Origin of the sequence: Ectothiorhodospira shaposhnikovii (assembly GCF_047222355.1) — a bacterium.
Taxonomy (GTDB): domain Bacteria; phylum Pseudomonadota; class Gammaproteobacteria; order Ectothiorhodospirales; family Ectothiorhodospiraceae; genus Ectothiorhodospira.
The window spans coordinates 1,247,342-1,272,970 of record NZ_CP178333.1 but is presented as its reverse complement, the minus strand read 5'-3'; the positions used below and the strand labels follow the sequence as shown (position 1 = coordinate 1,272,970).

23 protein-coding genes are annotated in these 25,629 nt (G+C 64.3%); 4 read left to right on the top strand and 19 right to left on the bottom strand.

Translation table 11 applies throughout. From position 1 onward, the window contains the following. From ACLF6L_RS05780 to mtnA, 12 genes are all read right to left on the bottom strand, one after another. Positions 1–294, bottom strand: a complete 294-nt coding sequence (locus ACLF6L_RS05780; protein ID WP_238616610.1) for a lipopolysaccharide assembly LapA domain-containing protein — start codon at positions 292–294, stop codon at positions 1–3. 40 nt (positions 295–334) lie between these two features. Beyond that, positions 335–634 carry an integration host factor subunit beta gene (locus ACLF6L_RS05775; protein WP_238616609.1) on the bottom strand — a complete coding sequence of 100 codons (300 nt, stop codon included), beginning with the start codon at positions 632–634 and terminating at the stop codon, positions 335–337. Between the two features lie 88 nt (positions 635–722). Continuing rightward, the gene (rpsA, locus tag ACLF6L_RS05770; RefSeq protein WP_238616608.1) at positions 723–2,408 is read right to left on the bottom strand and encodes a 30S ribosomal protein S1; all 1,686 of its coding nucleotides are present in this window, start codon (positions 2,406–2,408) and stop codon (positions 723–725) included. Between the two features lie 101 nt (positions 2,409–2,509). Continuing rightward, positions 2,510–3,196, bottom strand: a complete 687-nt coding sequence (gene cmk, locus ACLF6L_RS05765) for a (d)CMP kinase (protein ID WP_412852554.1) — start codon at positions 3,194–3,196, stop codon at positions 2,510–2,512. Next, positions 3,196–4,524, bottom strand: coding sequence for a 3-phosphoshikimate 1-carboxyvinyltransferase (gene aroA / locus ACLF6L_RS05760; RefSeq protein ID WP_240544915.1), 1,329 nt, complete (start codon positions 4,522–4,524; stop codon positions 3,196–3,198). The genes cmk and aroA overlap by 1 nt, the downstream gene beginning before the upstream one ends. Positions 4,525–4,553: 29 nt before the next feature. Then, on the bottom strand, positions 4,554–5,411 hold the full coding sequence (locus tag ACLF6L_RS05755; protein ID WP_008932235.1) for a prephenate dehydrogenase: 858 nt from the start codon (positions 5,409–5,411) through the stop codon (positions 4,554–4,556). Beyond that, positions 5,408–6,532 carry a histidinol-phosphate transaminase gene (gene hisC / locus ACLF6L_RS05750; RefSeq protein WP_238616605.1) on the bottom strand — a complete coding sequence of 375 codons (1,125 nt, stop codon included), beginning with the start codon at positions 6,530–6,532 and terminating at the stop codon, positions 5,408–5,410. Before hisC ends, ACLF6L_RS05755 begins: the two co-directional genes overlap by 4 nt. A 75-nt stretch (positions 6,533–6,607) precedes the next feature. Then, on the bottom strand, positions 6,608–7,699 hold the full coding sequence (gene pheA / locus ACLF6L_RS05745; RefSeq protein ID WP_238616604.1) for a prephenate dehydratase: 1,092 nt from the start codon (positions 7,697–7,699) through the stop codon (positions 6,608–6,610). 29 nt (positions 7,700–7,728) lie between these two features. Beyond that, positions 7,729–8,892 carry a phosphoglycerate dehydrogenase gene (locus ACLF6L_RS05740; protein ID WP_238616603.1) on the bottom strand — a complete coding sequence of 388 codons (1,164 nt, stop codon included), beginning with the start codon at positions 8,890–8,892 and terminating at the stop codon, positions 7,729–7,731. Position 8,893: 1 nt separating this feature from the next. Next, a complete protein-coding gene (gene serC, locus ACLF6L_RS05735; RefSeq protein ID WP_412852553.1) occupies positions 8,894–9,976 on the bottom strand; it encodes a 3-phosphoserine/phosphohydroxythreonine transaminase in 1,083 nt (360 codons plus the stop codon). 121 nt (positions 9,977–10,097) lie between these two features. Next, positions 10,098–12,668, bottom strand: a complete 2,571-nt coding sequence (gene gyrA / locus ACLF6L_RS05730) for a DNA gyrase subunit A (RefSeq protein WP_238616601.1) — start codon at positions 12,666–12,668, stop codon at positions 10,098–10,100. 157 nt (positions 12,669–12,825) lie between these two features. Next, positions 12,826–13,881 (bottom strand): S-methyl-5-thioribose-1-phosphate isomerase, encoded by a 1,056-nt coding sequence (gene mtnA, locus ACLF6L_RS05725; protein WP_238616600.1) that lies wholly within the window; start codon positions 13,879–13,881, stop codon positions 12,826–12,828. A 102-nt stretch (positions 13,882–13,983) separates the two neighbouring features. Here mtnA and ACLF6L_RS05720 point away from each other — a divergent pair, with 102 nt between their 5' ends. The 4 genes from ACLF6L_RS05720 (at position 13,984) to ACLF6L_RS05705 (ending at position 18,376) form a co-directional block, all read left to right on the top strand. Beyond that, positions 13,984–15,321: a TRZ/ATZ family hydrolase gene (locus ACLF6L_RS05720; RefSeq protein WP_412852552.1), complete on the top strand. Its 1,338-nt coding sequence runs from the start codon at positions 13,984–13,986 to the stop codon at positions 15,319–15,321. A gap of 121 nt (positions 15,322–15,442) precedes the next feature. Further along, a complete protein-coding gene (gene ubiG / locus ACLF6L_RS05715; RefSeq protein WP_238616598.1) occupies positions 15,443–16,156 on the top strand; it encodes a bifunctional 2-polyprenyl-6-hydroxyphenol methylase/3-demethylubiquinol 3-O-methyltransferase UbiG in 714 nt (237 codons plus the stop codon). Between the two features lie 40 nt (positions 16,157–16,196). Further along, a complete protein-coding gene (gene gph / locus ACLF6L_RS05710; RefSeq protein WP_412852551.1) occupies positions 16,197–16,892 on the top strand; it encodes a phosphoglycolate phosphatase in 696 nt (231 codons plus the stop codon). Further along, the gene (locus ACLF6L_RS05705) at positions 16,889–18,376 is read left to right on the top strand and encodes an alpha/beta fold hydrolase (RefSeq protein WP_412852550.1); all 1,488 of its coding nucleotides are present in this window, start codon (positions 16,889–16,891) and stop codon (positions 18,374–18,376) included. The genes gph and ACLF6L_RS05705 overlap by 4 nt, the downstream gene beginning before the upstream one ends. Before the next feature lie 30 nt (positions 18,377–18,406). On the opposite strand, the gene ACLF6L_RS05700 is transcribed toward ACLF6L_RS05705, so the two are convergent. The 7 genes from ACLF6L_RS05700 to ACLF6L_RS05670 form a co-directional block, all read right to left on the bottom strand. Beyond that, complete coding sequence (locus tag ACLF6L_RS05700; protein ID WP_238616595.1) at positions 18,407–19,063, bottom strand: DUF2189 domain-containing protein; 657 nt, start codon at positions 19,061–19,063, stop codon at positions 18,407–18,409. Between the two features lie 275 nt (positions 19,064–19,338). Beyond that, positions 19,339–20,382 carry a type 2 isopentenyl-diphosphate Delta-isomerase gene (gene fni / locus ACLF6L_RS05695; RefSeq protein WP_238616594.1) on the bottom strand — a complete coding sequence of 348 codons (1,044 nt, stop codon included), beginning with the start codon at positions 20,380–20,382 and terminating at the stop codon, positions 19,339–19,341. 12 nt (positions 20,383–20,394) lie between these two features. Further along, on the bottom strand, positions 20,395–20,658 hold the full coding sequence (locus ACLF6L_RS05690; protein ID WP_238616593.1) for a hypothetical protein: 264 nt from the start codon (positions 20,656–20,658) through the stop codon (positions 20,395–20,397). A 10-nt stretch (positions 20,659–20,668) separates the two neighbouring features. Beyond that, entirely contained in the window at positions 20,669–21,856 is a 1,188-nt protein-coding gene (locus ACLF6L_RS05685; RefSeq protein ID WP_238616592.1) for a geranylgeranyl diphosphate reductase, read from the bottom strand. A 124-nt stretch (positions 21,857–21,980) separates the two neighbouring features. After that, positions 21,981–22,880 (bottom strand): chlorophyll synthase ChlG, encoded by a 900-nt coding sequence (gene chlG, locus ACLF6L_RS05680; protein WP_040405525.1) that lies wholly within the window; start codon positions 22,878–22,880, stop codon positions 21,981–21,983. 149 nt (positions 22,881–23,029) lie between these two features. Further along, the gene (gene ppsR, locus ACLF6L_RS05675) at positions 23,030–24,496 is read right to left on the bottom strand and encodes a transcriptional regulator PpsR (RefSeq protein ID WP_412852753.1); all 1,467 of its coding nucleotides are present in this window, start codon (positions 24,494–24,496) and stop codon (positions 23,030–23,032) included. A 1-nt stretch (position 24,497) separates the two neighbouring features. After that, on the bottom strand, positions 24,498–25,508 hold the full coding sequence (locus tag ACLF6L_RS05670; protein WP_412852549.1) for a B12-binding domain-containing protein: 1,011 nt from the start codon (positions 25,506–25,508) through the stop codon (positions 24,498–24,500). Positions 25,509–25,629 lie beyond the last annotated feature (121 nt).

Here is a 25,629-nt window from a genome sequence, read left to right as displayed (position 1 = left end):
TTAAACCTTGCTGTTGCTGGGTAGTGCGCGCAGTCTGGCAATCTCATCTTCGGCCCGCTTGCAACGCTTGCGTAGCAGGCGTGCGTCACGGCCACGGCGCATCACCAGACCGCTGCAAGCCAGACCCCCAAGAACGGCCCCCAGCAGCATGCTGACGAAGACTACGATGGACAGCGGCACCTGGAAACTTTCCAGGTACAGGTGTACATCCACCTCCCCGGCATTAAGAATCGTGAAACTGGCCCCCAGAACAACGGCCAGGATGAGAACCAACGGAAGAATGACTCGACTCATGGGCTGCTTTCCCGATTGTGGACATTAGTGTGTTGCCACGTCAGCGGATCCCGGCCTTTTCCGGCTCATTGACCCGCTCCCGCAATTCCTTGCCAGGCTTGAAGTGAGGCACGTATTTCCCCGGCAGAGACACGGTCTCACCCGTCTTGGGGTTGCGCCCTACCCGCGGCGGCCGGAAATGCAGCGAGAAACTGCCGAAACCGCGAATCTCGATCCGGTCTCCGGTGGCCAGTGCCTGGCTCATCTGTTCGAGTATGGTCTTGACCGACAACTCGACATCTTTATACGCGAGATGGCTCTGCTTGCGAGCTAGTATATCGATGAGTTCCGATTTCGTCATCGTCCTGCCCTTTGCATGTTACACGACCATGACTCCCGGCACGCAAACATCCCCGGATGGGTTGCATCCGGGGATGATGGAGCGAGCCTTACTTCTTCTCGGAGTCGCCGCTGCCGGCCAGCTGTTCCTTCAGCAACGCACCCAGGGAGGTGGTAGCCGCGGAGGAACCGCTGTAGTCCTGCATCACTTCGGCTTCTTCGTCGCTTTCCTTGGCCTTGATGGACAGGGTCACGGTGCGGTTCTTGCGATCCACGCCCACGAACTTGGCTTCCACCGCGTCACCGACGCTCAGCACGGTGCGGGCGTCCTCGACGCGATCCCGGGACAGTTCGGAGGCACGCAGAATACCGTCGACGCCATCACCCAGTTCCACCACGGCAGCCTTGGCGTCCACTTCCCGGACCACACCCTTGACGATGCTGCCCTTGGCGTTTTCGGCCACGAAGTTGGAGAAGGGATCCTTGTCCAGCTGCTTCAGACCCAGGGAGATGCGCTCACGCTCGGGGTCCACGGACAGCACCACGGCTTCGATCTCCTCGCCCTTGCGGAAGTTGCGAACGGCTTCTTCACCGGGCATGTTCCAGGACAGGTCGGACAGGTGAACCAGACCGTCGATACCGCCTTCCAGGCCCACGAAGATGCCGAAGTCGGTGATGGACTTGATCACACCGGAGACCTTCTCGCCCTTGTTGTGCATGGCGGCGAACTCGTCCCAGGGGTTGGGCTGGCACTGCTTCATGCCCAGGGAGATGCGGCGACGCTCCTCGTCGATGTCGAGGATCATCACTTCCACTTCCTCGCCCACCACCACGACCTTGGCGGGGTTCACGTTCTTGTTGGTCCAATCCATCTCGGAGACGTGCACCAGACCTTCGACGCCGTCTTCCACTTCCACGAAGCAGCCGTAGTCGGTGATGTTGGTGATCTTGCCGAACAGACGGGTGCCCACCGGATAACGGCGGGTGATGTTTTCCCACGGATCTTCGCCCAGCTGCTTCAGACCCAGGGAGACGCGGTTGCGCTCGCGGTCGAACTTGAGGACCTTGACCTGGATCTCGTCACCGATGTTGACCACTTCGGAGGGGTGCTTGACCCGCTTCCAGGCCATGTCGGTGATGTGCAGCAGGCCGTCGATACCGCCCAGATCCAGGAACGCACCGTAGTCGGTGAGGTTCTTGACGATACCGTTGAGGACCATGCCTTCCTGCAGGTTCTTGAGCAGGGCTTCGCGCTCGGCGCTGTATTCCTTCTCCACCACGGCGCGGCGGGACACCACCACGTTGTTGCGGCGACGATCCAGCTTGATGAGCTTGAACTCCAGTTCCTTGCCTTCCAGGTACGCGGTGTCGCGCACGGGGCGGACGTCCACCAGGGAGCCCGGCAGGAAGGCGCGGATGTCGCCCAGTTCCACGGTGAAGCCGCCCTTGACCTTGCCGCTGATCATGCCGGCGATGGTCTCGTCCTTCTCCATGGCTTCTTCGAGGCGTTCCCAGGCCTTGGCACGCTTGGCCTTCTCGCGGGACATGCGGGTCTCGCCGAAGCCGTCTTCGGGGGACTCCAGGGCCACTTCCACCAGATCGCCGATCTGGATTTCCAGCTCACCCTTTTCGTTGTAGAACTGCTCGATGGGGATGACGCCCTCGGACTTGAGGCCGGCATTGACCACCACCATGTCATTGGTGATGTTGATGACAGTGCCGTTCAAGATGGAGCCGGGCCGCATCTCGATGGAGGACAAGCTCTCTTCGAGCAGTTGCGCGAAACTTTCAGTCATGGGTTGGTTGAACCTGCAAAATAGTATTGGGGCCTGCACTATCCCGTTGCAGACCGGTTATTCAAAAAGGATCCCGGGCTTGCCTGCCCCGGACCATACGATCATTGCACTGCCATCAGACCGCGTTTCGCCGCCAATGCGAGGATCTCGTTCAGGACCGTATCGATGCTCATGTGGGTGGAGTTCACCTCGATGGCATCTTCCGCGGGCCTGAGCGGGGCCACGGCCCGCTCCGCATCACGCCGATCACGTTCGGCCAGCTCTTCTATGAGGGCTGGCAGGTTAGCATTAAGGCCCTGCTCCTTCAACTGCAGGTAGCGACGCCGGGCCCTCTCTTCCGTGTCCGCGGTCAGGAAAACCTTCAATGGCGCATCGGGAAAGACCACCGTGCCCATATCCCGGCCATCGGCCACCAGCCCCGGGGCGCTGCGAAAATCCCGCTGCCGATCCAGCAGGGCCTGCCGGACTTCGGGAATGGCGGCCACTTTTGAAGCGGCATCGCCACAGGCCTCGGTACGTAACTCGCCGCCCACCCGATCGCCGTCCAGGCGAACCGTGGGGGCACCGGCCTCATCCAGTTCAAAGCACACATCCAGATGACGGGCCAGCTCGGACACTCGCGCCACGTCGTCCAGCGCCATCCCGCGGCGCAGGGCGCCCAGGGCCACCAGACGGTACAAAGCACCGCTGTCGAGGAAGGACCAGCCCAATCGTTCGGCCAGCAGGCGGCTCACCGTCCCCTTGCCGGAACCACCGGGACCGTCCAGGGTAATCACGGGCACGGACATCAGACGCCCCCCTCCATCACATGGATGTTCAGCCCCGCCCCACCGGCAAGCGCGGCAAAACCCGGGAAGGAGGTATTCACGTTGGCGCAGTCCTGGATGCGGATGGATCCCTGGGCCCGCAGCGCCGCCATGGCAAAGGACATGGCAATGCGATGATCGCCGTGACTCTGCACCACGCCGCCCTGCAGCCGGCCACCCTGAATCACGATGCCGTCCGGCGTGGGTCGCGCCTGGATACCGCAGGCGGCCAGGCCATCGGCCATCACCTGGATCCGGTCGCTTTCCTTGACCCGTAACTCCTCGGCACCGGTGAGCACGGTTTCACCCTCGGCACAGGCGGCCGCCACGAAGATGGCGGGAAATTCGTCGATGGCCAGGGGCACCAGGGCCTCGGGGATACGGATGCCCTTGAGGGGGGCGGCCCGCACCACCAGATCCGCCACCGGCTCGCCACCCACTTCACGGGGATTTTCCAGGCGGATGTCGGCCCCCATCAGTTGCAGGATATCGATGATGCCGGTGCGGGTGGGATTGACGCCCACATGCTCCAGGGTCAGCTCGGAACCGGGCGCGATGGAGGCCCCCACCAGGAAGAAGGCCGCGGATGAGATATCCGCCGGCACGTCGATGGCAGCGGCGTGCAGACGCCCCCCACCCTGCAGGCAGACCCGCCCCTGGTCGCACGCCACGTCATAGCCGAACCCGGTGAGCATGCGCTCGGTGTGGTCCCGGGTTGGTGCCGGTTCGGTCACACAGGTCCTGCCCCGGGCATAGAGGCCGGCCAGGAGTAGACTGGACTTGACCTGGGCACTGGCCACGGGCATGTCATAGTCAACGCCCTCCAGCGCCCGTCCACCCCGGATGGTCAGGGGGGGACGGCCCTCGGGGCCGGTGTCGATGCGGGCACCCATGCGTGACAGTGGTTCGGTGACACGACGCATGGGTCGACGGCTCAGGGAGGCATCGCCGGTCAACACGGTATCAAACGGCTGTCCGGCCAGCAGGCCGGCCATCAGGCGCATGGATGTCCCGGAGTTACCCAGGTCCAGGGGGGCGTCGGGGGCCTTCAGACCCTGCAAGCCCACGCCGTGGATGGTCACCCGCCCGGCTTCGGGACCGTCGATCCGTACCCCCATGGCGCGAAAGGCCTTGAGGGTGGCCAGGCAGTCCTCTCCCTCCAGAAAACCACTCACCTCGGTGGTGCCTTCCGCCAGCGCGCCCAGCATGATGGAGCGATGAGAGATGGATTTGTCACCGGGAACCCGGCAGCGGCCTTCAAGCCGACCGCCCGGTTCCACCAGGAATTCCAGCATACTGCCGTGTGTCATCTGATCACCTGCATCCACGAAAAGAACATTCACTCACAGAACCGATCCCGGGCCGCCTTGGCGCGCTGAAAGATCTCCAGCAGCCGCTCACCGTCACCCCGGGACACCGCCTCGGTGATCATGGTCAAATCTTCCTGGTAGTGGGCCATCACCGACAGGATGGCCTCCCGGTTGGACAGGCAGATATCCCGCCACATCACCGGATCGCTGGAAGCGATGCGGGTAAAGTCGCGAAAACCGCCGGCCGCATAACGGAAGATCTCGTCCCGCTCACCCATGCGGGCCAGGCTGTCCACCAGGCCGAAGGCCAGCAGATGAGGCAGATGACTGGTGGCGGCCAGGATTTCGTCATGATGAGCCACGGACATGCTTTCCACCACCGCCCCGGTCTCCTCCCACATGGTGCGCACCTTGGCCAGGGCACCGATGTCCGTGGTATCCAGCGGGGTAAGAATCACCCGCCGGCCTTGAAACAGGGTCGGGAAGGCCGCCGCCACGCCGCTGCGCTCGGTCCCGGCAATGGGATGACCGGGCACGAAGCCATGGGGCAGTTCACCGAACCCTTCCCGCACTGCGTCCACCACGCTGCCCTTGGCGCTGCCCACATCGGTGAGGGCCGCATCCGGTGCCAGATGGTCACGGATGGCGGCGCAGACGCCGCCCATCGCGCCCAGGGGCACCGCCAGCACCACCATGTCGGCACCGGCCACTGCCTCTGCCGGATCCAGGCTGTAGCGGTCGATCACGCCCAGCTCCACCGCCTGGCGCAGATGGTCCTCGGAACGGGAACAGCCTACCACTTCCTCACAGGTACCGGCCCGGCGCAGGGCCAGGGCCAGGGAACCGCCGATGAGGCCGACACCGAAAATGGTCAGACGACGAATCACCGGCCCAACACCTGATCCAGGGCGTCGATGAAACGCCGGTTTTCATGGGCACGCCCCACCGTCACCCGCAGATGACGGGGCAGACCGTAACCGCCGCCCACGGGACGCACGATCACCCCCTGGTGCAGCAGGGCCTGATACACCGGCCCGGCTTCCCGGCCCATGTCGATGCACAGGAAGTTGCCCACCGAAGGAATGAAATCCAGACCCCGCTCGCGGCAGGCGGCGGTGAGAAAGGCCAAACCTTCCCGGTTCACCCTGACGGACTCACGCACGTGGGCGTCGTCTTCCAGGGCGGCCAGGGCACCGGCCTGGGCCAGGGTGTTGGTATTGAAAGGCTGACGCACCCGATTGAGGATGTCCGCCACCTCCGGACTGGACACCGCGTAGCCGATGCGCAGACCCGCCAGGCCGTGGATCTTGGAAAAGGTCCGGGTCACCACCAGGTTGGGGAATTCCGCCAGCCAGCGGGTGGTATCCGGGTATTCGGCTTCTTCCACGTATTCGAAATAGGCCTCGTCCACCACCACCAGGGTCTCCCGGGGCTGAGCGGCGATGAAGGCCTTGAGGGAAGCGCCATCCAGCCAGGTGCCGGTGGGATTGTTGGGGTTGGCGACGAAGATCACCCGGGTATGGGCATCCACCCGCTCCGCCATGGCGGCCAGGTCGTGGCCGTAGGGCATGGCATGATCCACGGGATTGGCCGGGGCGACGCGGGCCTCGGCATCCACCGCCTGCACCACCAGCGGATAGACGGCAAAGGCATGGGCGGAGAAGACCGCGTTGCGGCCGGGGGAGAGATAGGCCCGGGCAATGAGTTCCAGCACGTCGTTGGAGCCGTTGCCCAGAGTGATGCAGGCCGGTTCCACCCCCAGCACCTCCCCCAGACGGCGGCGCAAGGCGAAACCGCCGCCATCGGGATACAGGGCCAGCCCCTCCAGCAATCCGCCCAGGGACTGAATGGCACGGGGACTGGGGCCCAGGGGGTTTTCGTTGGAGGCCAGCTTGATGCTCTCGCGGATGCCCAGTTCCCGCTCCAGCTCCTCCACCGGCTTGCCGGGCTGGTAAGGCATCAGGCTCTGAACCCCGGCATTGGCCAGGGCACGGTAATCACAGCTCATGTTGTCTCCGGGGTTGATTCTTGGAAGCCGTCACAAAACTGCCCGAGCGCGGATGGCCGCCTCCGATGCAAGGGCCTACAGAACCGCCTTGGGGTAGGAACCCAGCACCTTGACCAGTTCCGCTTCCTGCTTGAGTTCTCTCAGGGCCTTGGCCACGTGGGCATCCTGGGCATGACCCTCGATGTCCATGAAGAACACATATTCCCAGTTCACGCAGTGGGAAGGCCGGGATTCGATCCGGGTCAGGCTCACGTCATTATCGGCAAAGGGCGAGAGCAGACCATGGAGGGAACCGGGGCGATTGCGGGCCGATACCAGCAGCGAGGTCTTGTCGTTGCCGGAGGGCCCGCTGGAACGGGGTCCGATCACCAGGAAGCGGGTGGTGTTGTCCGGTGAGTCCTCGATATTGGCCGCCAGCACGTTGAGGCCGTAAAGCTCCGCCGCCGCCTCGCTGGCAATGGCCGCCGCCCCCGGCTCCCGGGACGCACGCCGGGCCGCATCGGCATTGCTGCTCACCGACAGGCGCTCGGCATGGGGCAGACGGGCATCCAGCCACTCCCGGCACTGGGCCAGGGACTGCTGGTGGGAATAGATCCGCTCCACCCGGGACAGCGCGTCGGCCGTGGACAGCAGGTGGTGATGAATTCTCAGCTCCACCTCACCGCAGATGCTCAGGGGAGACTGCATGAAGCGGTCCAGGGTATGGGTCACCACCCCTTCCGTGGAGTTCTCCACCGGCACCACCCCGTAATGGGCACTGCCGGACTCCACTTCACGGAATACCTCGTCGATGGCATTCATGGGGACCGTATTGACCGAATGCCCGAAATGCTTGAGGGCGGCGGCCTGGGTGAAGGTCCCCTCCGGCCCCAGAAAGGCAATGGACAACTGCTGCTCCAGGGCCAGACAGGCGGACATGATCTCCCGGAACAACCGGGCCATCTCCTCGCTGTTCAGGGGGCCGGGATTGGCCGCCTGAATCCGGCGCAATACCTGGGCCTCCCGTTCCGGACGGTAAAACTCCGCCCGGGCATCGGCGGCCCGCTTGATGCGGGCCACTTCCTGGGCACAGTCGGCCCGTTCGCTGATCAGACGCATGATCTCATCGTCCAGCGCATCAATGCGCCGGCGAATGCCGTCCAGCGTCTCCCCGTCCTGACCACTCATATCTCGATCTGCTCTAGCCGTGGGACCTGTTACAGGACGCGGACCCGCAACACGCCGTCAATGCCCGCGATGGCGCGGGCCGCTTCTTCACCGATCTCGTCTTCCACGTCGATGAGATTGTAGGCAACTCCGGCGCGGGATTCATTCACCATGTGGACGATATTGATGCTGTTCTGCCCCAGCACATGGGAGATCTGCCCCACCATGTCCGGCAGATTGCGGTTGATGACCGCCAGACGGGTCTTGCCCGCCCGAGGCAGCACCACCTCCGGCAGGTTCACGGAATTGCGCACATTGCCGTGCTCCAGGTACTCGCGCAGCTGATCCGCCACCATGACGGCGCAGTTCTCCTCCGCTTCCTGGGTAGAGGCACCCAGGTGCGGCAGGGCGATCACCCCGGCCTTGCCCATCAGGTTGTTGCTGGGGAAATCACACACATAACTGCGCAGCTTGCCTGCTTCCAGGGCCTCGAGCACGGCGGCCTCGTCCACGATGCCCTCGCGGGCAAAATTCAGCACCACGGCACCGTCCCGCATGGAGTGAAGCCGCTCCCGGTTGAGCAGATGACGGGTATGGTCGTTCAGGGGGACATGGAAGGTGACCATGTCGCATCGGGCGATCAGATCGTCCACGCTCAGGGCCTGCTGCACACCGGCATCCAGCTGCCAGGCGGCACGCACGGTGATGTGCGGATCGAAGCCGATGACGTTCATGCCCAGGGCGCGCGCGGCATTGGCCACCAGGACACCGATGGCCCCCAGACCCACCACGCCCAGGGTACGGCCGGGCAGTTCAAAACCACTGAACTGTTTCTTGCCGGCTTCCACCTGCTTGTGCAGGGTGGCGTCATCCCCTTCCAGATGGCGGGTGTAGTCCCAGGCCTGGCAGATGTTGCGGGCCGCCAGCAGCATCCCCGCCAGCACCAGTTCCTTCACCGCGTTGGCATTGGCGCCGGGCGCATTGAAAACCGCCACGCCCCGCTCGGTCATGGCATCCAGGGGAATGTTGTTCACGCCGGCACCGGCGCGGCCCACGGCCTTGAGGCTGGCGGGAATCTCCATCTGATGCATGTTGAACGAACGCACCATGACGGCATCGGGCTGGCTGATTTCGGAGGCCACTTCGTAATGCTCGTGGCCGAACCGGTCCAGGCCCCTGGGAGAGATGTTGTTCAGGGTAAGGATCTTGTACATGTCAGGCCTTGCGCTGTTCGAAGTCCACCATGAATTCCACCAGGGCATCGACGCCGGCCTCGGGCATGGCGTTGTAGATGCTGGCACGCATGCCACCCACTGAGCGGTGGCCCTTGAGGGTGGTCAGTCCCGCCTGCTCGGCTTCCTTGAGGAACAGGCCGTCCAGTTCGGGGTCCGCCAGGGTGAAGGGCACGTTCATGCGGGAGCGGGCAGCCACATCCACCGGGTTGGTGTAGAAGGCGGAGTTGTCGATGGCCTTGTAGAGCTTCTCGGCCTTGCGGCGATTGATCTCCTCCATCACCTTCAGGCCGCCGATCTCCTTGAGCCACTGGAACACCAGGCCGGCCAGGTACCAGGCATAGGTGGGCGGGGTGTTGGACATGGACTCGGCTTCCACCTGCACCTGGTAGTCGAAGATGCTGGGGGTGGATGCCATGGCGCCGCCCAGCAGGTCGTCACGCACGATCACCAGGGTGAGGCCGGCGGGACCGATGTTCTTCTGGGCGCCGGCGTAGATGAGGCCGAAGCGGGAGACATCCAGGGGACCGGACAGGATGTTGGAGGACATGTCCGCCACCAGGGGTACGTCACCGGATTCGGGGATCCAGTGGAATTCCACCCCGCCGATGGTCTCGTTGGGGGTGTAGTGCAGGTAGGCGGCATCGCTGCCGCGCTGCCAGGTATCAAAGGCCGGGATGGTGGTGAAGTGGCTGTCGGCGGCGGTGGCCACCACGTTCACATCCGCATATTTCCTGGCTTCGGAGATGGCCTTCTTGGACCAGGCGCCGGTGTTGACATAGTCCACCCGGGTCTTGCCCCGCAGCAGGTTCATGGGGATGGCGGCGAACTGGCCGGTGGCACCGCCCTGCAGGAACAGCACCTTGTAGTTGGCGGGGATCTGCAACAGATCCCGCAGATCCTGTTCCGCCTGGGCGGCGATGGACACAAAGGCCTTGCCACGGTGACTCATTTCCATCACCGACATACCGGTCCCGTTCCAGTCGAGCATTTCTTCGCGGGCGCGTTCCAGCACCGGCTCGGGCAGCACGGCGGGGCCGGCGCTGAAGTTGTAGACTCGTGTCATGGTTTGCTCCAGGGTTGGATCACACTACGAATACGGTTTGTCGCCATCCAGGCAAAAGCAGCACTGTGTGGGAGACCGCCCTCCGTGGGAGCGGCCCTTGGCCGCGAAAGCCGGAACGGACTCAGGCATCGGCATCCTCGGGGGCGGCCTCATCCTCGCCTTCCCCGTTGAGACCTTCCACCCGGGCCAGTTCCACCAGGTTCTCGTCGTCGGCCAGACGGATCAGCCTCACGCCCTGGGTGTTGCGACCCAGCACCGAGATATCGGCCACCGGAGTCCGCACCAGCGTACCCCCGTTGGTGATGAGCATGACCTCGTCCTCGTCGCCCACCAGGGTCGCGCCGACCACGTTGCCGTTGCGGCCGCCGGTCTGGATGGCGATGACTCCCTGACCACCACGGCCATGGAGCGGGAAATCCTCCGGCGGGGTGCGCTTGCCGTAACCGTTCTCGGTGGCCACCAGGATGGTGCCCTGATCGACGATGATCAGGGAAATCACCTGCTGGCCCTCGCTCAGCTTCACGCCGCGCACGCCACTGGCGGTACGCCCCATGGGACGGACGGAATCCTCGTTGAAGCGAATGGCTTTGCCGGCGGAAGTGAGCAGCATGACGTCCTTGCGGCCGTCGGTGATCTTCACATCCACCAGCCAGTCTCCATCCCGCAGACCCACGGCGATGATGCCGTTGGAACGGGGACGGGAGAAATCCACCAACGGCGTCTTCTTCACCACGCCTTCACTGGTGGCCATGAAGACATAGACATCCTCGCTGAACTCACGCACCGGCAGAATGGCGTTGATCCGTTCCCCTTCCTCCAGGGGCAACAGGTTGACCATGGGGCGGCCGCGGGCGGTACGACTGCCCAGGGGCAGTTCATACACCTTGAGCCAGTAGGCCTTGCCACGGCTGGAGAAGCACAGGATGGTGTCGTGGGTGTTGGCCACCACCAGACGATCCACGAAATCCTCGTCGCGGAAGGTGGTGGCGGTCTTGCCCCGGCCGCCACGGCGCTGGGCACGATAGGCGCTCAGGGGCTGGTACTTGGCATAACCGGCATGGGACAGGGTGACCACCACGTCTTCCTCGGTGATCAGATCCTCCAGGGTCAGGTCAAGCTGGGTGCTCAGGATCTCGGTCCGGCGTTCATCACCGTACTGTTCCCGGATCGCTTCCAGTTCCTCGCGAATCACCGCCATCAACCGATCCGGGCTGCCGAGGATCTCCAGCAGGTAATGGATGCGCTCCAGCAGTTCCCGATACTCGGCGACGATCTTGTCCTGCTCCAGCCCGGTCAGACGATGCAGGCGCAGGTCCAGGATGGCCTGGGCCTGGGCCTCGGACAGATGATAACCGTCCTCCCTCAGACCGAATGCCGGCGCCAGGTCCTCGGGGCGGGAAGCCAGGGCCCCGGCACGTTCCAGCATGCCGGTCACCACACCCGGATTCCAGGCCCGGGCCAGCAGCCCTTCCTTGGCTTCGGCGGGGCTGCCGGAGGCCTTGATCAGGGCGATGACCTCGTCGATATTGGCCAGTGCCACCGCCAGGCCTTCCAGCACGTGGGCACGCTCACGGGCCTTGCGCAGCTCATAGATGGTCCGTCGGGTCACCACTTCCCGGCGATGGCGCAGGAAGGCCTCCAGGATCTGCTTGAGATCCAGAAGACGGGGCTGACCATCCACCAGCGCCACCATGTTGATGCCGAACACGTTCTGCATCTGGGTGTGCTGATAGAGATTGTTGATGATCACCTCGGGGACTTCGCCGCGCTTGAGTTCCACCACCATGCGCATGCCGTCCTTGTCGGATTCGTCCCGCAGCTCGCTGATGCCTTCGAGCTTCTTCTCCTTGACCAGTTCGGCAATGCGTTCCAGCAACCGGGCCTTGTTCACCTGGTAGGGCAGCTCGGTGACGATGATGGACTGACGCCCGGTCCGCTCGTCGGTCTCGATCTCGGTGCGGGCGCGCACGTAGATGCGACCGCGGCCGGTGCGGTAGGCCTCGTGGATGCCGCGATCGCCGTTGATGGTGCCGGCGGTGGGGAAATCCGGACCCGGCAGATGCTCCATCAGCCCGTCGATGCCCAGTTCCGGGTCATCAATCAGGGCAATGCAGGCATTCACCACCTCGGTGAGGTTATGGGGCGGGATGTTGGTGGCCATGCCCACCGCGATGCCGGCCGAGCCGTTGATCAGCAGATGGGGCAACTGGGCGGGGAAGACGGAGGGTTCGGACTCGGAACCGTCGTAGTTGTCGACGAAATCGACGGTTTCCTTGTCGATGTCCGCCAGCATTTCGTGGGCGATCCGGGCCATGCGGACTTCGGTGTATCGCATCGCCGCCGGGGCGTCGCCGTCCACTGAGCCGAAGTTGCCCTGCCCGTCCACCAGCATGTAGCGCATGGAGAAGGGCTGGGCCATGCGCACGATGGTGTCGTAGACGGCGGAATCACCATGAGGGTGATACTTACCGATCACGTCACCGACCACGCGGGCGGATTTCTTGTAGGGTTTGTTCCAGTCATTGCCCAGCTCGCGCATGGCGAAGAGGACGCGGCGGTGTACCGGCTTGAGTCCGTCCCGCACGTCGGGCAGGGCGCGCCCGATGATGACACTCATCGCGTAGTCCAGATAGGACTGGCGCATCTCGTCTTCGAGATTGACGGGGAGGATTTCTTTGGCGAATTCGGCCATTCAGTCTCAGGGCGTGATGATGGGCGGAAAAAGGGATCAGAACAAGCGGACAATCATACCACAACGTCGGGATGGCCAGGGGGCCGCCGCCCCGTCCGCCGCATGGTTTCGGCGGCGGTTGCCGGACAAGTCCCGGCAACCGCAAGGCCAGGTCAAGTCAGCGTCCCGACATCAGAGCCAGCATTTTTTCCCGATCCGGCTGTTCCACCACACCCCGTTCGGTGACGATGGCGTCGATCAGTCCGGCGGGGGTGACGTCAAAGGCCGGGTTCCAGGCCCCTGCCCCATCGGCGGCCACCCGCTTTCCGGCCAGTTCCAGCACTTCCTCGGCCCCGCGCTGCTCGATCGGAATGGCGCTGCCGTCGGCCGCTTCCATGTCGATGGTGGTGGTGGGGGCCACCACCATGAAGCGCACCCCATGATGCCGGGCCAGCACGGCCAGACCATAGGTGCCGATCTTGTTGGCGGCATCGCCATTGGCGGCAATGCGGTCCGCGCCCACGATCACCCAGCTCACCCGATCTTCCCGCATCAGGCTGGCGGCCGCGCCCTCGCACAGCAGGCTGACCGGAATGCCGTCCTGCACCAGTTCCCAGGCGGTCAGGCGCGCCCCCTGCAACCAGGGTCGGGTTTCATCGGCAAAGACATGGGGAATCAGGCCCTTGGCATAGGCACTGCGGATGACTCCCAGGGCGGTGCCGTAGCCGCCGGTGGCCAGCGAGCCGGTATTGCAGTGGGTCAGCACGGCCTTGCCGGGGTCGATCAGGGCGGCGCCCAGTTCGCCCATGCGGCGGTTGCCTTCGATGTCGTCGTGATGGATGCGCTCGGCCTCAAGCAGCAGTTCGCCGGTGGGGTCGACACCGTCGGGCAGGCGATCCATGAGCCGACGCATATGGGCCAGGGCCCAGAACAGGTTCACGGCGGTGGGACGAGAGGCCGCCAGGGTGTCCAGATCCGCCTGCATGGCGTCCCGCCAGTGGGACGGATCACGGGACCAGGCCTGACGAGCGGACAGGACCACCGCATAGGCGGCCGTCACCCCGATGGCCGGGGCGCCGCGCACCACCATGTCGCGAATGGCCACGGCCGCCTCCGGGGCCGTATCCATGTCCAGGTAGACGGATTCGTGGGGAAGGCGCCGCTGATCCAGCAGGCGCAGGTGGGTGCCGGTCCACTGCACGGCACGAATGGAGTCATGGGCGTGTGTGTTCATGGGGCAGGATTGTATGTCCGCCATGATTCCGCCGCCAGTGGGTTGGATCAAGACCGATGTACCGCTTGCCCGCCGCGACAGGGTGCAGTTATCTTTTCCGCCATGAAAAACGTCGAAAAAATGATCTCCGCCCGCTGGATCATCCCGGTGGAACCGGACAATCAGGTCCTGGACCATCACACCCTGGTCATCCACGAGGGCCGCATACTGGATCTGTTGCCCACCCCCGAGGCGGAACGGCGCTACCAGGCCGATACCCACCGCCGCCTGGACCGGCACGCCCTCATCCCGGGCCTGATCAATGCCCACACCCACTCGCCGATGACCCTGCTGCGGGGGCTGGCCGACGACCTGCCCCTGATGGACTGGCTGCAGAACCATATCTGGCCCGCCGAAGGCCGCTTCGTCGGTGAGGATTTCGTCCACGACGGCAGCCTGCTGGCCGCCGCCGAAATGCTGCGCGGCGGCACCACTTGTTTCAATGACATGTACTTCTTCCCGGAAACCACCGCCCTGGTGGCCTCCCAGGTGGGCCTGCGAGCGGCCATCGGCCTCATCGTCATCGATTTTCCCAGCAGCTGGGCCGCCAACGGCGACGAATACATCGCCAAGGGCCTGGAAATCTACGATCGCCACAAAGGCAACGCCCTGCTCTCCTTCTGCTTTGCCCCCCACGCCCCCTACACGGTGTCCGACGAGCCCCTGAAGCGGCTGGTCACCCTGGCCGATGAACTGGACCTGCCCATTCACATGCACGTCCATGAAACCGCCCACGAGGTCAACGAGGCCACCGCCCGCTTCGGTGTCCGGCCCCTGGAGCGGCTGGCCGGACTGGGCCTGAGCGGTTCCAATCTCATGGCCATTCACATGACCCAGCTGCAACCGGCGGAGATCGCCCACCTGGCCCAGGCCGGCACCCATGTGGTCCACTGCCCCGAATCCAACCTCAAACTGGCCTCCGGTTTCTGCCCGGTGCAGGCCCTGCTGGAGGCGGGCGTCAACGTGGCCCTGGGTACCGACGGTACCGCCAGCAACAACGATCTGGACATGTTCGGCGAGATGCGCACCGCCGCCCTGCTGGCCAAGGGAGTCAGCGGCAACGCGGCGGCCCTGCCCGCCCACACCGCCCTGCGCATGGCCACCCTCAACGGCGCCCGCGCCCTGGGCCTGGCTGATGAGATCGGTTCCCTGGTCCCCGGCAAGCGAGCGGACATCACCGCGGTATTCATGGATGACCTGGAATGCCGTCCGGTCTATGACCCGGTATCCCATCTGATCTATGCCTGCGGCCGCCATCAGGTCAGTGATGTCTGGGTGGACGGCCGCCCGCTGCTGCGGGACCGGCAGCTCACCACCATTGACGAGGCCGATCTGCACCGGCGCATCGGGATCTGGCAGGAGAAGATCGCCAGGGCGGATCATCAGACCGGCTCCGGATGAGCCACTGTTCGCGGGCAGACCCGCTCCCACCGGGATGGACACCTGGAGGATTCCGGCTCCAGGTGGATAAAATGTCGCCCCGGTGAGTACAATGCCCCATCATTCCAGCAGACCGATCCCCATGTCCGAGACCCATCACAACGTCGACCCCGCCGAGATCGCCAAGTTTGGTGACATGGCCCACCGCTGGTGGGACCCCAGCGGTGAATGCCGCCCCCTGCACGAAATCAACCCCCTGCGCCTGGACTACATCGATGAAGGCTGCGGCGGACTCAAGGGCCTCAAGGTCCTGGACGTGGGCTGCGGCGGCGGCCTGCTCTCCGAAGCCATGGCCCAGCGTGGCGCTCAGGTCACCGGCATCGACATGAGCGAGGACGGTCTGGGCGTGGCCCGCATGCACCTGCTGGAGTCCGGCCTGGAAGTGGATTACCGGCAGACCTCCGCCGAGGTGCTGGCAGAAGCCATGCCCGGCGCCTTCGATGTGGTCACCTGCATGGAAATGCTGGAGCATGTCCCCGACCCGGGTTCCGTCATCCATGCCTGCGCCCGCCTGGTGAAGCCCGGTGGCCATGTCTTCTTCGCCACCCTCAACCGCACGCCCCAGGCCTTCGCCATGGCCATTCTGGGCGCGGAATACCTCATGCGCATGCTACCCAAGGGCACCCATGAATACGCCCGCTTCGTCCGCCCATCGGAGATGGAGCAATGGATGCGCGAGGCCAATCTGACCCTGAAGGAACTGATGGGCATGCACTACCAGTTCCTCTCCGGCACCTATCGCCTGGGTCCCGGTGTCGATGTCAACTATCTGGCCCACGCCATCCGCGAGGCGTAAGCCGAAGCAGCCACTCAGACTCAGCCGGGGAAACCAGTCCATGCCCAGCCGCGAGCCCTTGCGAACCGTGCTGTTCGACCTGGATGGCACCCTGGCGGACACCGCCCCGGACATGCATGCCGCCCTGGTTGCCCTGCAACGGGAACAGGGCGTGCCGGCACTGCCCTTCGAAACCGTACGTAACCAGGTCTCCAACGGCGGCGCGGCCCTGGTCAGACTGGCCTTTCCCGACGCCGAGGGCGATCGCTTCGAAACCCTCAGGCTGCGTTTCCTGAATCTTTACGCAGAACATTATCTGTGTCTGGAAACGCGCCTGTTTCCGGGCATGGAGACCCTGCTCCAGGCCATCGAGAACCAGGGACTGAACTGGGGCATCGTCACCAACAAGCCGGCCTGGCTCACCGATCCACTGGTGCGCGCCATGGATCTGCACCAACGGGCCGTCACCGTCATCAGCGGCGACACCACGCCCCAGCGCAAGCCCCATCCCATGCCCATGCTGCTGGCCTGTGAACAGGCGGCCTGCCAACCGGCCGAATGTCTGTACGTAGGTGATGCCGAGCGGGACATCCAGGCCGGGCGCGCCGCCGGGACCCATACCCTGGTCGCCCTCTACGGTTATATCGACGACGCCCAGGCAGCCGCCACCTGGGGCGCGGATGCCGCCATTGATCACCCGGAACAGATCCTTCCCTGGCTCCCCGCCGAGTCCCGGGTGGGGATCGCCTCACAATGAACAGATATCTGCCCCTGCGCCTGGGCGCCGCCCTGATCGCGGTGCTGCTCATGGCCCTGGCCTGGTGGATGGTACTGGCCGCCGAACGGGGTGTGCAGAGTCTGTCCCTCACCCGGGACGGCGTCCCCGTCACTCTGCTGCTGCCCGCCGTGACCGAGCCGGCGCCGGGCGTGGTCATGGCCCACGGCTTTGCCGGCTCCGACCGTCTGATGCGCCATTGGGCGCTGACCCTGGCCCGCGCCGGCGTCGTGGTGGCCCTGCCGGACCTGAGTGGTCACGGTCGCAATCAGGCCCCCCTGGACTGGTGGAATGATCCAGAACAGTTTCAGCGGGATGTCCAGACCGCCCTGGATCTGCTGCTGAGCCGTCCCGAGGTAGACCACCAGCGCCTGGGGTTGCTGGGGCATTCCCTGGGAGCCGGGGCCGCTATCGACGCCGGCAGGCTGCGCCTGGACGATGTCAGCGCCGTGGTGGCCATCTCCCCCGGCCAGAGCGAGGTCGGCCCGGACAGCCCCCGCAACCTGATGCTCATGGCCGGCGCCTGGGAAGGCCCCTTCCTGGCGGCGGCGAAAACCCTGCTGGAACAGGCCGGCGGCGAGGGGGGAGATCCCCTGCAGGGCACCGCGCGCACCCTCACCGTCATTCCCCATGCCGAACACATCGGCATCCTGTTCCGCCACGAGGCCCATGCCGCCTCCCTGGCCTGGTTTGCCCGCGCCTGGGATCTTTCGATCCCGGACGTTTCGCCCAATCCCACCCTGGCCTGGTGGCTACTGCACCTGCTGGCAGTCCTGATCCTTTGGCGTGCCTTGGTCCCCCTGTTCGCGCACCGGGAATCCCCTTCCCTGCTCGGCATGCATCCGGACTGGCTGGATCACACGCGCCGCCCCCTGCTGCGCGCCGCCCTGAGCGGTATCGGAGCCACCCTGGCCCTGATCGGTATCGGCGAGGTGATCTATCTGGATGGACTGGGGGGCATCCTGGTGAGTCCCCAGTTCGCCCTCTGGCTGGCCCTGGCCGGCCTGTTCTGGCTGGCCCTGGGCACCCGACCGCCCCGCCCGGAATGGTCGGACCTGGGCTGGGGAATGGTCATGTTCGGCGTGCTGATGCTGGCCTTCGGTGTGCTCGGCGCCAAGGTCTGGCTGGCCTGGTGGCCCCCGCTGCACCGCCTGCCCTATCTGCCGGTGCTGACTTTGCTGATCCTGCCCTGGGCCTTGGCCCTGTCCACCGCCCTGCTGGGACGGGAGGGCATCCGGGGCTTCGGCCTTGGCCTGGGCATCACCCTGGTGACCATGGTCACCGTCGGCATTGCCGCCGCCGTGGTGGACGGCATGATGTTCCTGCTCATCATCCTGCCCCTGCTGCCGGTCATGCTGGCCCTGCCCCTGCTGGTGAGCCTGCCGGCGCAACGGCCCTGGGCCGGGGGGCTGGCCATGGCCGCCTTCCTGGGCTGGACCCTGACCATGATGTTTCCGCTGATTTGACCCATCCCACAACCGTTCGGGCGCATCACTTCACCAGTGCACCAACTCCCTGTAGGCGTGCCAGGTGGCATGCCCCAGAATCGGCAGGATCACCATCAGTCCCAGCATCAGGGTTGCAAACCCGAAGGCCGTCAGGACCACCAGCAGCCCGGCCCATATCGCCATGGCGGCAGGGTTCTGAAGCACCACCCGCACACTGGTCACCACACCGTCGATGATTTCGCCGCGCCGGTCCGTGATCATGGGCAGGGTGACCACCCCGGTCATGAACACCAACAAGGCTGCAAGGGCGCCGCTGGCCATGAAGATACCCAAAAATCCCAGACCTTCCACGGTGCTGAACAAGGATGTCCAACTGGTCTGCAATCCCGCGGGCAGACGGTCAAAAAACAGTGCCAGCATAAGGGAAGTAAAACGAATCCAGGCGATCATGACCACCGACAGGAAGGCAATATACAGACCGATGACAATCGGGTTCTCCCGCCAGACCCGCCAAGTCTGCATGAAGGAAACCGACCGTCCCTGTTCCAGCAGGCGGCTGCTTTCATAGATGCCCATGGCAGCCAAGGGACCCACCAGCAGGAACCCCGCCAGGAAGGTCAGCACCAGAAAGGGCTCGGCTCTCACACCCCAGAGAATGGCATAACCCAGCAGTACCACCAGCAAGCCGTAGATCAGTCCAGGCACGGGGGCCTTCAAGAAATCCCTAGCCCCCATGGATAGCCAGTGAAAAGGGCGATCACGGGAAATGCGCTGAGGAATGGGTTCCGCGCTTGCGGTAACGGGAGCGGAATTGAGTGATTTGTCCATGGCACCACCTCACTTCGGCATAAGACACCGGCAAGGACTCCCCCATGACGCAAAGGTATAGACCCGAACAGGCAACACTGCCTGTGATGGAGTGCGCATTTTGACAAACATTGCCCCGTCGATGAGCTACCGCGGGGTTGTGCGCCAAGAAGCTATCGACAGGACACCACCGTGCCCCGTAGCGCCGCCACGGTGGCGGCGCCGGTACCGAACATGCAGATCCGCAGCTCGTCCAGGGTGTCGGCAATGAAACGGTTCAGGGCGTCCTCCCCCTGACAGGCCTTCACCAGCATGCTCCTGGCCATGCCCCCCACATCCGCCCCCAGGGCCAGGGCCTTGGCCAGCTCAATGCCGTTGGTCAGGCCGCCGCAGGCAATCAGGGGCAGGCTCCGGGAAACCCGCCGCACATTGAGGATGCTGTCGCTGGTGGGAATCCCCCATTCACCGAAGCGCTCCCCCATCAGACGCTCCCGCTCGGAATCCGCGCAGAGTGATTCCACCCGTGCCCACGATGTCCCGCCGGCACCGGCGCAATCGATGCCGGACACGCCGCAGGCCAGTAACTGCCGGGCGGCCTGTTCACTGATGCCAAAACCCACCTCCCGGACAAACACCGGCACACCCGCAACCTCGAGTGCTTCACAGAGTCGGCTCAAACGATCCGCGACACCGCGAAAATCCAGATCTCCGCCTTGAACGGCTTCCTGGATGGGGTTGAGATGGATGAACAGGGCGTCGGCGTGGATCATTTCCACTGCCCGTAGGGCCTCATCCCTACCCCATCCCTTCACCAGCTGGGCCGCCCCCAGGTTGGCAAACAGCAGGGCGGTGGGCGCCTGACTGCGCAGCTCGAAATAACGCGCCCGACTGCGGTCCTCAATGCCCACTCGCTGACTCCCCACGCCCATGGCCAGGCCCCAGCGCTGCGCCGCCCGGGCCAAACGATGATTGATCACCAGCGCTCGCCGGTCCCCACCGGTCATGGGGGCGATCATCAGCGGCGCGGACAGGGCACGCCCCGCCAGACTCACGGAAAGATCGATCTGTGATAGGGCGATTTCAGGCAGGGCCTGACTGACGAAATCAAAGCGTTCCAGGCCGGTGCTCTTTTGGTAAAGCACCTGCTGGGTAAGACACGCCTTGATATGACGCCCCTTGGAACGGGGGTCGCGCAGGGAAGCAGTATCGAAGGTCATGGCATCCATGGTTCAGCGCATGCGTTGCCACAGATCCGCTACATGGGCCACGAATCCCGCCAGCAGCCAGAAGGAGATCCAGTACCACTCCGCCCCCGTCAGCGCTGCCCGCAGGGCCAGCATGAGAGACACGCCGGCCAGCAGGAAGGGCCAGAGCCTGACAAAGGCAATCCCCCGGCCGGTACGACGGTGCCAAAGGCCCAGCAGGGCCGCCTCCAGGACCATGGCCAGGATGATCAGATCGACGACCAGACCGGAGGCAAACCACTGGGCCACGGCTCGCTCCTCAGACCTTGGACAGACCCAGCAAGTGTCCCATGTCCTTGAAGAAGATACGGATCTGGGCCAGGGGACGGGTCCGTACCAACTTCTTGTACATGTAGGACTGCCAGGTCAGATCCTGTACGTCCTTGTCGCGGCAGATGGCCACGAATCGCTCGCGGCGCTTGTCGTTGATATACCAGAAGCGCTGCATGATGCCCAGCACCCAGAATACCTGTCCATGCAGTTTCATGAAGCGCTTGCGGGCCAGTTTCAGGTCCGCCGGCTTGCCGGAGGTGAGGAAGTTGTGCACGGCCTCCGCCGCCAGACGCCCACCCAGCATGGCGTAGTAGATGCCCTCGCCGGAGGCGGGAGCCACCACGCCGGCGGCATCCCCGGCCAGCAAGACGTCACGGCCATTATCCCAGCACTTCATCGGGTACAGGGGGATGGGAGCACCCTCGCGGCGCAGGGTTTCGCAGTCTTCCATGCCGGCGGCCTTTCTCAACTCATCCACCGCACCCTTCAGGGAGAAGCCACGATGGGCGGAACCGACCCCCACACTGACGGTGTCGCCGTGGGGGAAGACCCAGGCATAGAAATCGGGAGACAGGGAGCCGCGATAATAGACGTCGCAGCGCTCGGGATCATATTCCGCGTCCGGCCGGGTGGGACGACTGATGATCTCATGGTAGGCGGCCACATGGGGGATCTTGTCGGCGCCGGGAACTTCCTGGCGGGCCACGGAAGAACGGGCACCGTCGGCGCCGATCACGGCCCGCGCACGCACGCCCACCACTTCGTCGTCGGCATTCTTGTAACGCACCACGGCGGTGCCGTCGGCGTCACGGTCGATCTTCTCATAGGTGCCCACGCGGCGCTCGGCACCGGCCTGCTCGGCCCGGTCGCGCAGCCAGGGATCAAAGGTCTTGCGGTCCACCATGCCCACATAACCGCCGTCGATGGGCATGTCTACCTTGCGGTCGGAGGGAGAGAACATGCGGGCGCAGCGAATCTTGGCTACCAGCACCTCTTCCGGCACGTCGAACTCGGTCATGAGGATGGGGGGGATGGCGCCGCCGCAAGGCTTGATGCGCCCTTCCCGATCCAGCAACAGAACCTTGCGCCCGGCCCTGGCCAGATCGGTGGCGGCCGTCGCCCCCGCTGGACCGCCGCCGATCACGACCACATCATAGGTTTCCATTTCAGCCATTTGATTCACCTTTGTCCGGCTCCGCGGCTCACTACCACACCACGGAAAAAAGTCACAAAAAAGGGGAGTCCGGCGAACCCGTCGCCTCGACTCCCCCCCGAAAACTACCCTGGCAAGGTGCTGATCACGACGCCATCAGATTCATGCTGCCCAGGGCGAAAGCCGTGATCATCATACCGCTCACGTAAAGGGTGACGCCGGTGGCGTTGTACCAGGGCGCCAGTTCCTTGGGTTGCTTGAGCAAGCGCAGCATCAGTCCCCCCTGAACGGCCAGCAGCACGGCGATGGCCAATGCATGCCACAGGGCGCCCCAGGAGAACAGCAGCGCGATCACCACCACCTGCGGCAGGGCCATGACCCAGCAGGCCAGGCGGGCGGCACGTTCCACGCCCAGCTGCACCGGCAGGGAACCCAGACCCATGCGGGTATCCCCTTCCACGGACTTGAAATCGTTGAGGGTCATGATGCCGTGGGCGCCGACGCTGTACAACAGGGCCACCACCACGATGCGCCAGTCGGGGAAACCGGCGGCCGCCGTGCCCACGGTCATCACCACGGCACCGGTGAACCAGGGCACCCCTTCATAACAGATGGCCACGGCGGAGTTGCCGTACCAGCCGTTGCGCTTGAGGCGGGTGGGCGGGGCACTGTAGGCCCAGGCCAGGATCATGCCGAAGAGCGCCGCCAGAAAGCCCCAAACGCCCAGCAAGGTGGCAACCAGCAAGGACAGGATGGTCCAGATGATGGCGATGTAAAGCCCCCAGCGGCCGGGAATCCGCCCCGAGGGAATGGGGCGATGGGGTTCGTTGATCTTGTCCACATGGCGGTCAAACCAGTCATTGACCGCCTGACTGGTGCCGCAGATCAGCGGACCCGCCAGGACCACGCCGACGATGATGAGCCACCACCGCTCCTGCAGGGCGACACCGGATGAGACGACGCCACAGGCAAAGGCCCACATGGGCGGGAACCAGGTGACGGGCTTGAGCAGTTCAAGGACTGCACGGGGTGCTGGAATCGACATGGCGGGTAAATTATACGCGGCTAACAGGATCGTCAAGCTTCATTTACACTGCCCACGGGCGCCATAAGTAATGAATGATGGACACCACCATCACACGGCCATCGGGGGCATGAAAATCAAGGGTGAATCATGCTCGCAAGCTCTACCGGTCATAGCTTGTCTTCGTTTTCCGGGGCCAGGTCACCCAGGCCGTAGCGCCTGAGTTTCACGTAGAAGCTCTGTCGGCTCAGACCCAGCATCTCGGCGGCAGAAGCCCGGTTGTCATTGGTCAGTTCCAGTGCGGCCTCGATGCAAAGGCGCTCGATCATGTCGGTACTTTCCCGCACCAGATCCTTGAGCGGCACCCGTCCAACCAGTTCCGTGAGCTGTTCGACGGAACGTGGACCATCCCGGGCGATCACACTATCGCGGGACAGCCGCGGCCCCACGCTGCGAATGGTAAAACCCAAGCAGGGGCTGTCGGCGTCAAGCACCGCCACGGCGGAAATCTCCACCTCCGTGGACGAGCCGTATTCACCGCGCATGGCTGTGCTGAAAAGGCGTAGAGAACCGTGTTCACGCAGATTACCGATGAGGACGTTGAGGTCGACGCCGGGTCGACCCAGCCAACGCCCCAGTGACTGGCCACGAACCTGATCTTCAGTCGGCATCTGCGCCAGTTCCAGAAAGGCCGGATTGGCGGTCAGGATGCGACCGCTAAGATCGGTGACCACGAAACCGTCGGGTGCCCGTTCCACCATGGCCAGTACCCGGGAGTGCATCTGCGGCCCCACCGATGACAGGGCATCCAGCACCGGGCAACGCAGCCGGACCAGGAAATGGGAGGCGTTGTCCTGACGAAACAGGGAAGCGGCGATGATGAATTCACGCTCGCCCCCAAGGGAACGCACACTGACTTCTTCCGCATACCCGGTGGCACGCACCGTGGCCAGCATGTCCTGAATGGACTGGGTGTTTTCCAGATCGAAGCCTTCCGGAAATACCTTGCCGACCATCCTGCCCACGCTATCCCCCAGCAGTTCACCGGCGGATGGATTGGCCTCCACCACCTTATGGGTGGCGGCATCCATGATGAGCACGGCCTCGGAAGCCACCTGGAACAACAGGCGATAACGGGTCTCGGCATGACGCAGGCGTGAATATTCGCGCTCCATCATCTGCTGGGATTCCACCAGACGACGCTGCAAGGTGGCGATACCGCGCAGATCCCTGCCCATGGCCACCACGCGGCCATCATCCCCCACTCTGACCGCGGAATACATGACCGGCACATCCACACCCCGGCCCGAGGGATGATTCACCTGACGCCAGCGGGTATTGCCGTCGGCGCCGGCATCCCGCAACAGGGCCTCGATCTTGTTGCGGCTATCCAGGGTGACGGTATCGACCCAGGGCTTGCCCAACCACTGACCATACCCTTCCATGGACAGTTCATCGCTGCCAAAGGCGAGATCCTGGATGACGCCGGCGTCATCCAGCACAAGGGAAACATCCGCCGCCGCGGCGATCAGGGACGCCACCTGGTCGGGCTTCAGCTCCCCGAGCGACTGCTTTGGGGCCTTGAACTGCTTCACTCGCTCCACGCTTATCGGTATCAAATCCTGTATCCGGATCACATCAGCCAATCTGCTGACTCACGCAACCCACCCGCCGGAACAGCATGTCCTCGGCCCGACGAACCGCTTCATTGCCATCCGTCGCCGTCATGTCGGCCCCCACCACGGACACCAGGTGAGGGTTTTCCACGAACAGGCGTCCGCCCACGAGTATCCCGACAGCAGGGTTTCGGGATGCGCGACGAACCCCCTTGATCGTGCCGGAAACCCGTTCCAGCAACGGTTCACAACTGACGGACAGAGCCACCACGTCGAACCATTCCCGATGCACCAGGTGATTCAGTTCAGCGGCGCTGATCGCCGGGTCACAGGTGACTTCCCAACCCGCGCGGCGAAAGAATTCAGAAACCATCAGAAGACCGAAGGTGTGATGCTCCCCGGGTATCGGGGCCATCAGCACCCTCTTCTGACTGGGCAATTCGTGCCCGAGTTCTCCCTCGAAGATGCCCCCCAGCTCCCGCAGCACGTGCTGGAGCCGGCAAAGGCCCACGGTCACTTCTGTAAAATCAGCCTGATCGATCTCCCACAATTCCCCCAGGCGCTTTGCCGTGGGGGCCAGCAACTGCACGAAGATCATCTCCAGAGTGGCACCCCGCGCACGCAGCATGTCCACATAGGACGAGGCGGCGGCGGCATCATGCTCCATGACCAAGCGGGCAAACTCTGCCACCGACTGTCCATTGATAGGCGCGGTGTCGGGGCCGATCGTCACGGACCGCCCCCCCTTTCGGCTCCCCGGCCGGCGGCCGTCGCCACCGGTTCGGGTGCGGTGCGCCAGCATCAGACGGGGGATGATCTCCCCCTCGATGACCCTGGAAAGCTCGCTTCTCAAACGCTCGGTATCCCGGTCCGGCCGCGCATCCGAGATATCGCCCTCCGCCGCAAGAGATCGCCCTTCCCCATCCGCATTGGCGGAGGAACCATCGAGCATGTGCAGATCCATCATTTCCCCACCAGGACTTCGGGTCGGCACCCGCTCGTCGCGACTGGTCGGTCGTCTCGCAGTCACCATCAACCCCTCCCAAGGACGTCGGAAAGCCACCGTGGCGGCGACAGTCGGTCAATGCCTGGAAAGCACAGCCATTCTCCGGGCATTCAAAACAGGCAGTCTAGCAGGACGAGGGCGCTTTTTT

Excerpts from the sequence above, each read along its gene's own strand:
- ACLF6L_RS05685 (WP_238616592.1), bottom strand. The coding sequence starts at position 21,856 with ATGGCTGAAATGGAAACCTATGATGTGGTCGTGATCGGCGGCGGTCCA.
- gph (WP_412852551.1), top strand. The coding sequence starts at position 16,197 with ATGCCCAGCCGCGAGCCCTTGCGAACCGTGCTGTTCGACCTGGATGGC.
- hisC (WP_238616605.1), bottom strand. The coding sequence starts at position 6,532 with ATGAGCTGTGATTACCGTGCCCTGGCCAATGCCGGGGTTCAGAGCCTG.
- ACLF6L_RS05780 (WP_238616610.1), bottom strand. The coding sequence starts at position 294 with ATGAGTCGAGTCATTCTTCCGTTGGTTCTCATCCTGGCCGTTGTTCTG.
- pheA (WP_238616604.1), bottom strand. The coding sequence starts at position 7,699 with ATGAGTGGTCAGGACGGGGAGACGCTGGACGGCATTCGCCGGCGCATT.
- chlG (WP_040405525.1), bottom strand. The coding sequence starts at position 22,880 with ATGTCGATTCCAGCACCCCGTGCAGTCCTTGAACTGCTCAAGCCCGTC.
- mtnA (WP_238616600.1), bottom strand. The coding sequence starts at position 13,881 with ATGAACACACACGCCCATGACTCCATTCGTGCCGTGCAGTGGACCGGC.
- fni (WP_238616594.1), bottom strand. The coding sequence starts at position 20,382 with ATGACCTTCGATACTGCTTCCCTGCGCGACCCCCGTTCCAAGGGGCGT.
- ACLF6L_RS05670 (WP_412852549.1), bottom strand. The coding sequence starts at position 25,508 with ATGGTGACTGCGAGACGACCGACCAGTCGCGACGAGCGGGTGCCGACC.
- aroA (WP_240544915.1), bottom strand. The coding sequence starts at position 4,524 with ATGACACACGGCAGTATGCTGGAATTCCTGGTGGAACCGGGCGGTCGG.
- serC (WP_412852553.1), bottom strand. The coding sequence starts at position 9,976 with ATGACACGAGTCTACAACTTCAGCGCCGGCCCCGCCGTGCTGCCCGAG.
- ACLF6L_RS05775 (WP_238616609.1), bottom strand. The coding sequence starts at position 634 with ATGACGAAATCGGAACTCATCGATATACTAGCTCGCAAGCAGAGCCAT.
- ACLF6L_RS05705 (WP_412852550.1), top strand. The coding sequence starts at position 16,889 with ATGAACAGATATCTGCCCCTGCGCCTGGGCGCCGCCCTGATCGCGGTG.
- ubiG (WP_238616598.1), top strand. The coding sequence starts at position 15,443 with ATGTCCGAGACCCATCACAACGTCGACCCCGCCGAGATCGCCAAGTTT.
- gyrA (WP_238616601.1), bottom strand. The coding sequence starts at position 12,668 with ATGGCCGAATTCGCCAAAGAAATCCTCCCCGTCAATCTCGAAGACGAG.
- ACLF6L_RS05740 (WP_238616603.1), bottom strand. The coding sequence starts at position 8,892 with ATGTACAAGATCCTTACCCTGAACAACATCTCTCCCAGGGGCCTGGAC.
- ACLF6L_RS05720 (WP_412852552.1), top strand. The coding sequence starts at position 13,984 with ATGAAAAACGTCGAAAAAATGATCTCCGCCCGCTGGATCATCCCGGTG.
- rpsA (WP_238616608.1), bottom strand. The coding sequence starts at position 2,408 with ATGACTGAAAGTTTCGCGCAACTGCTCGAAGAGAGCTTGTCCTCCATC.
- cmk (WP_412852554.1), bottom strand. The coding sequence starts at position 3,196 with ATGTCCGTGCCCGTGATTACCCTGGACGGTCCCGGTGGTTCCGGCAAG.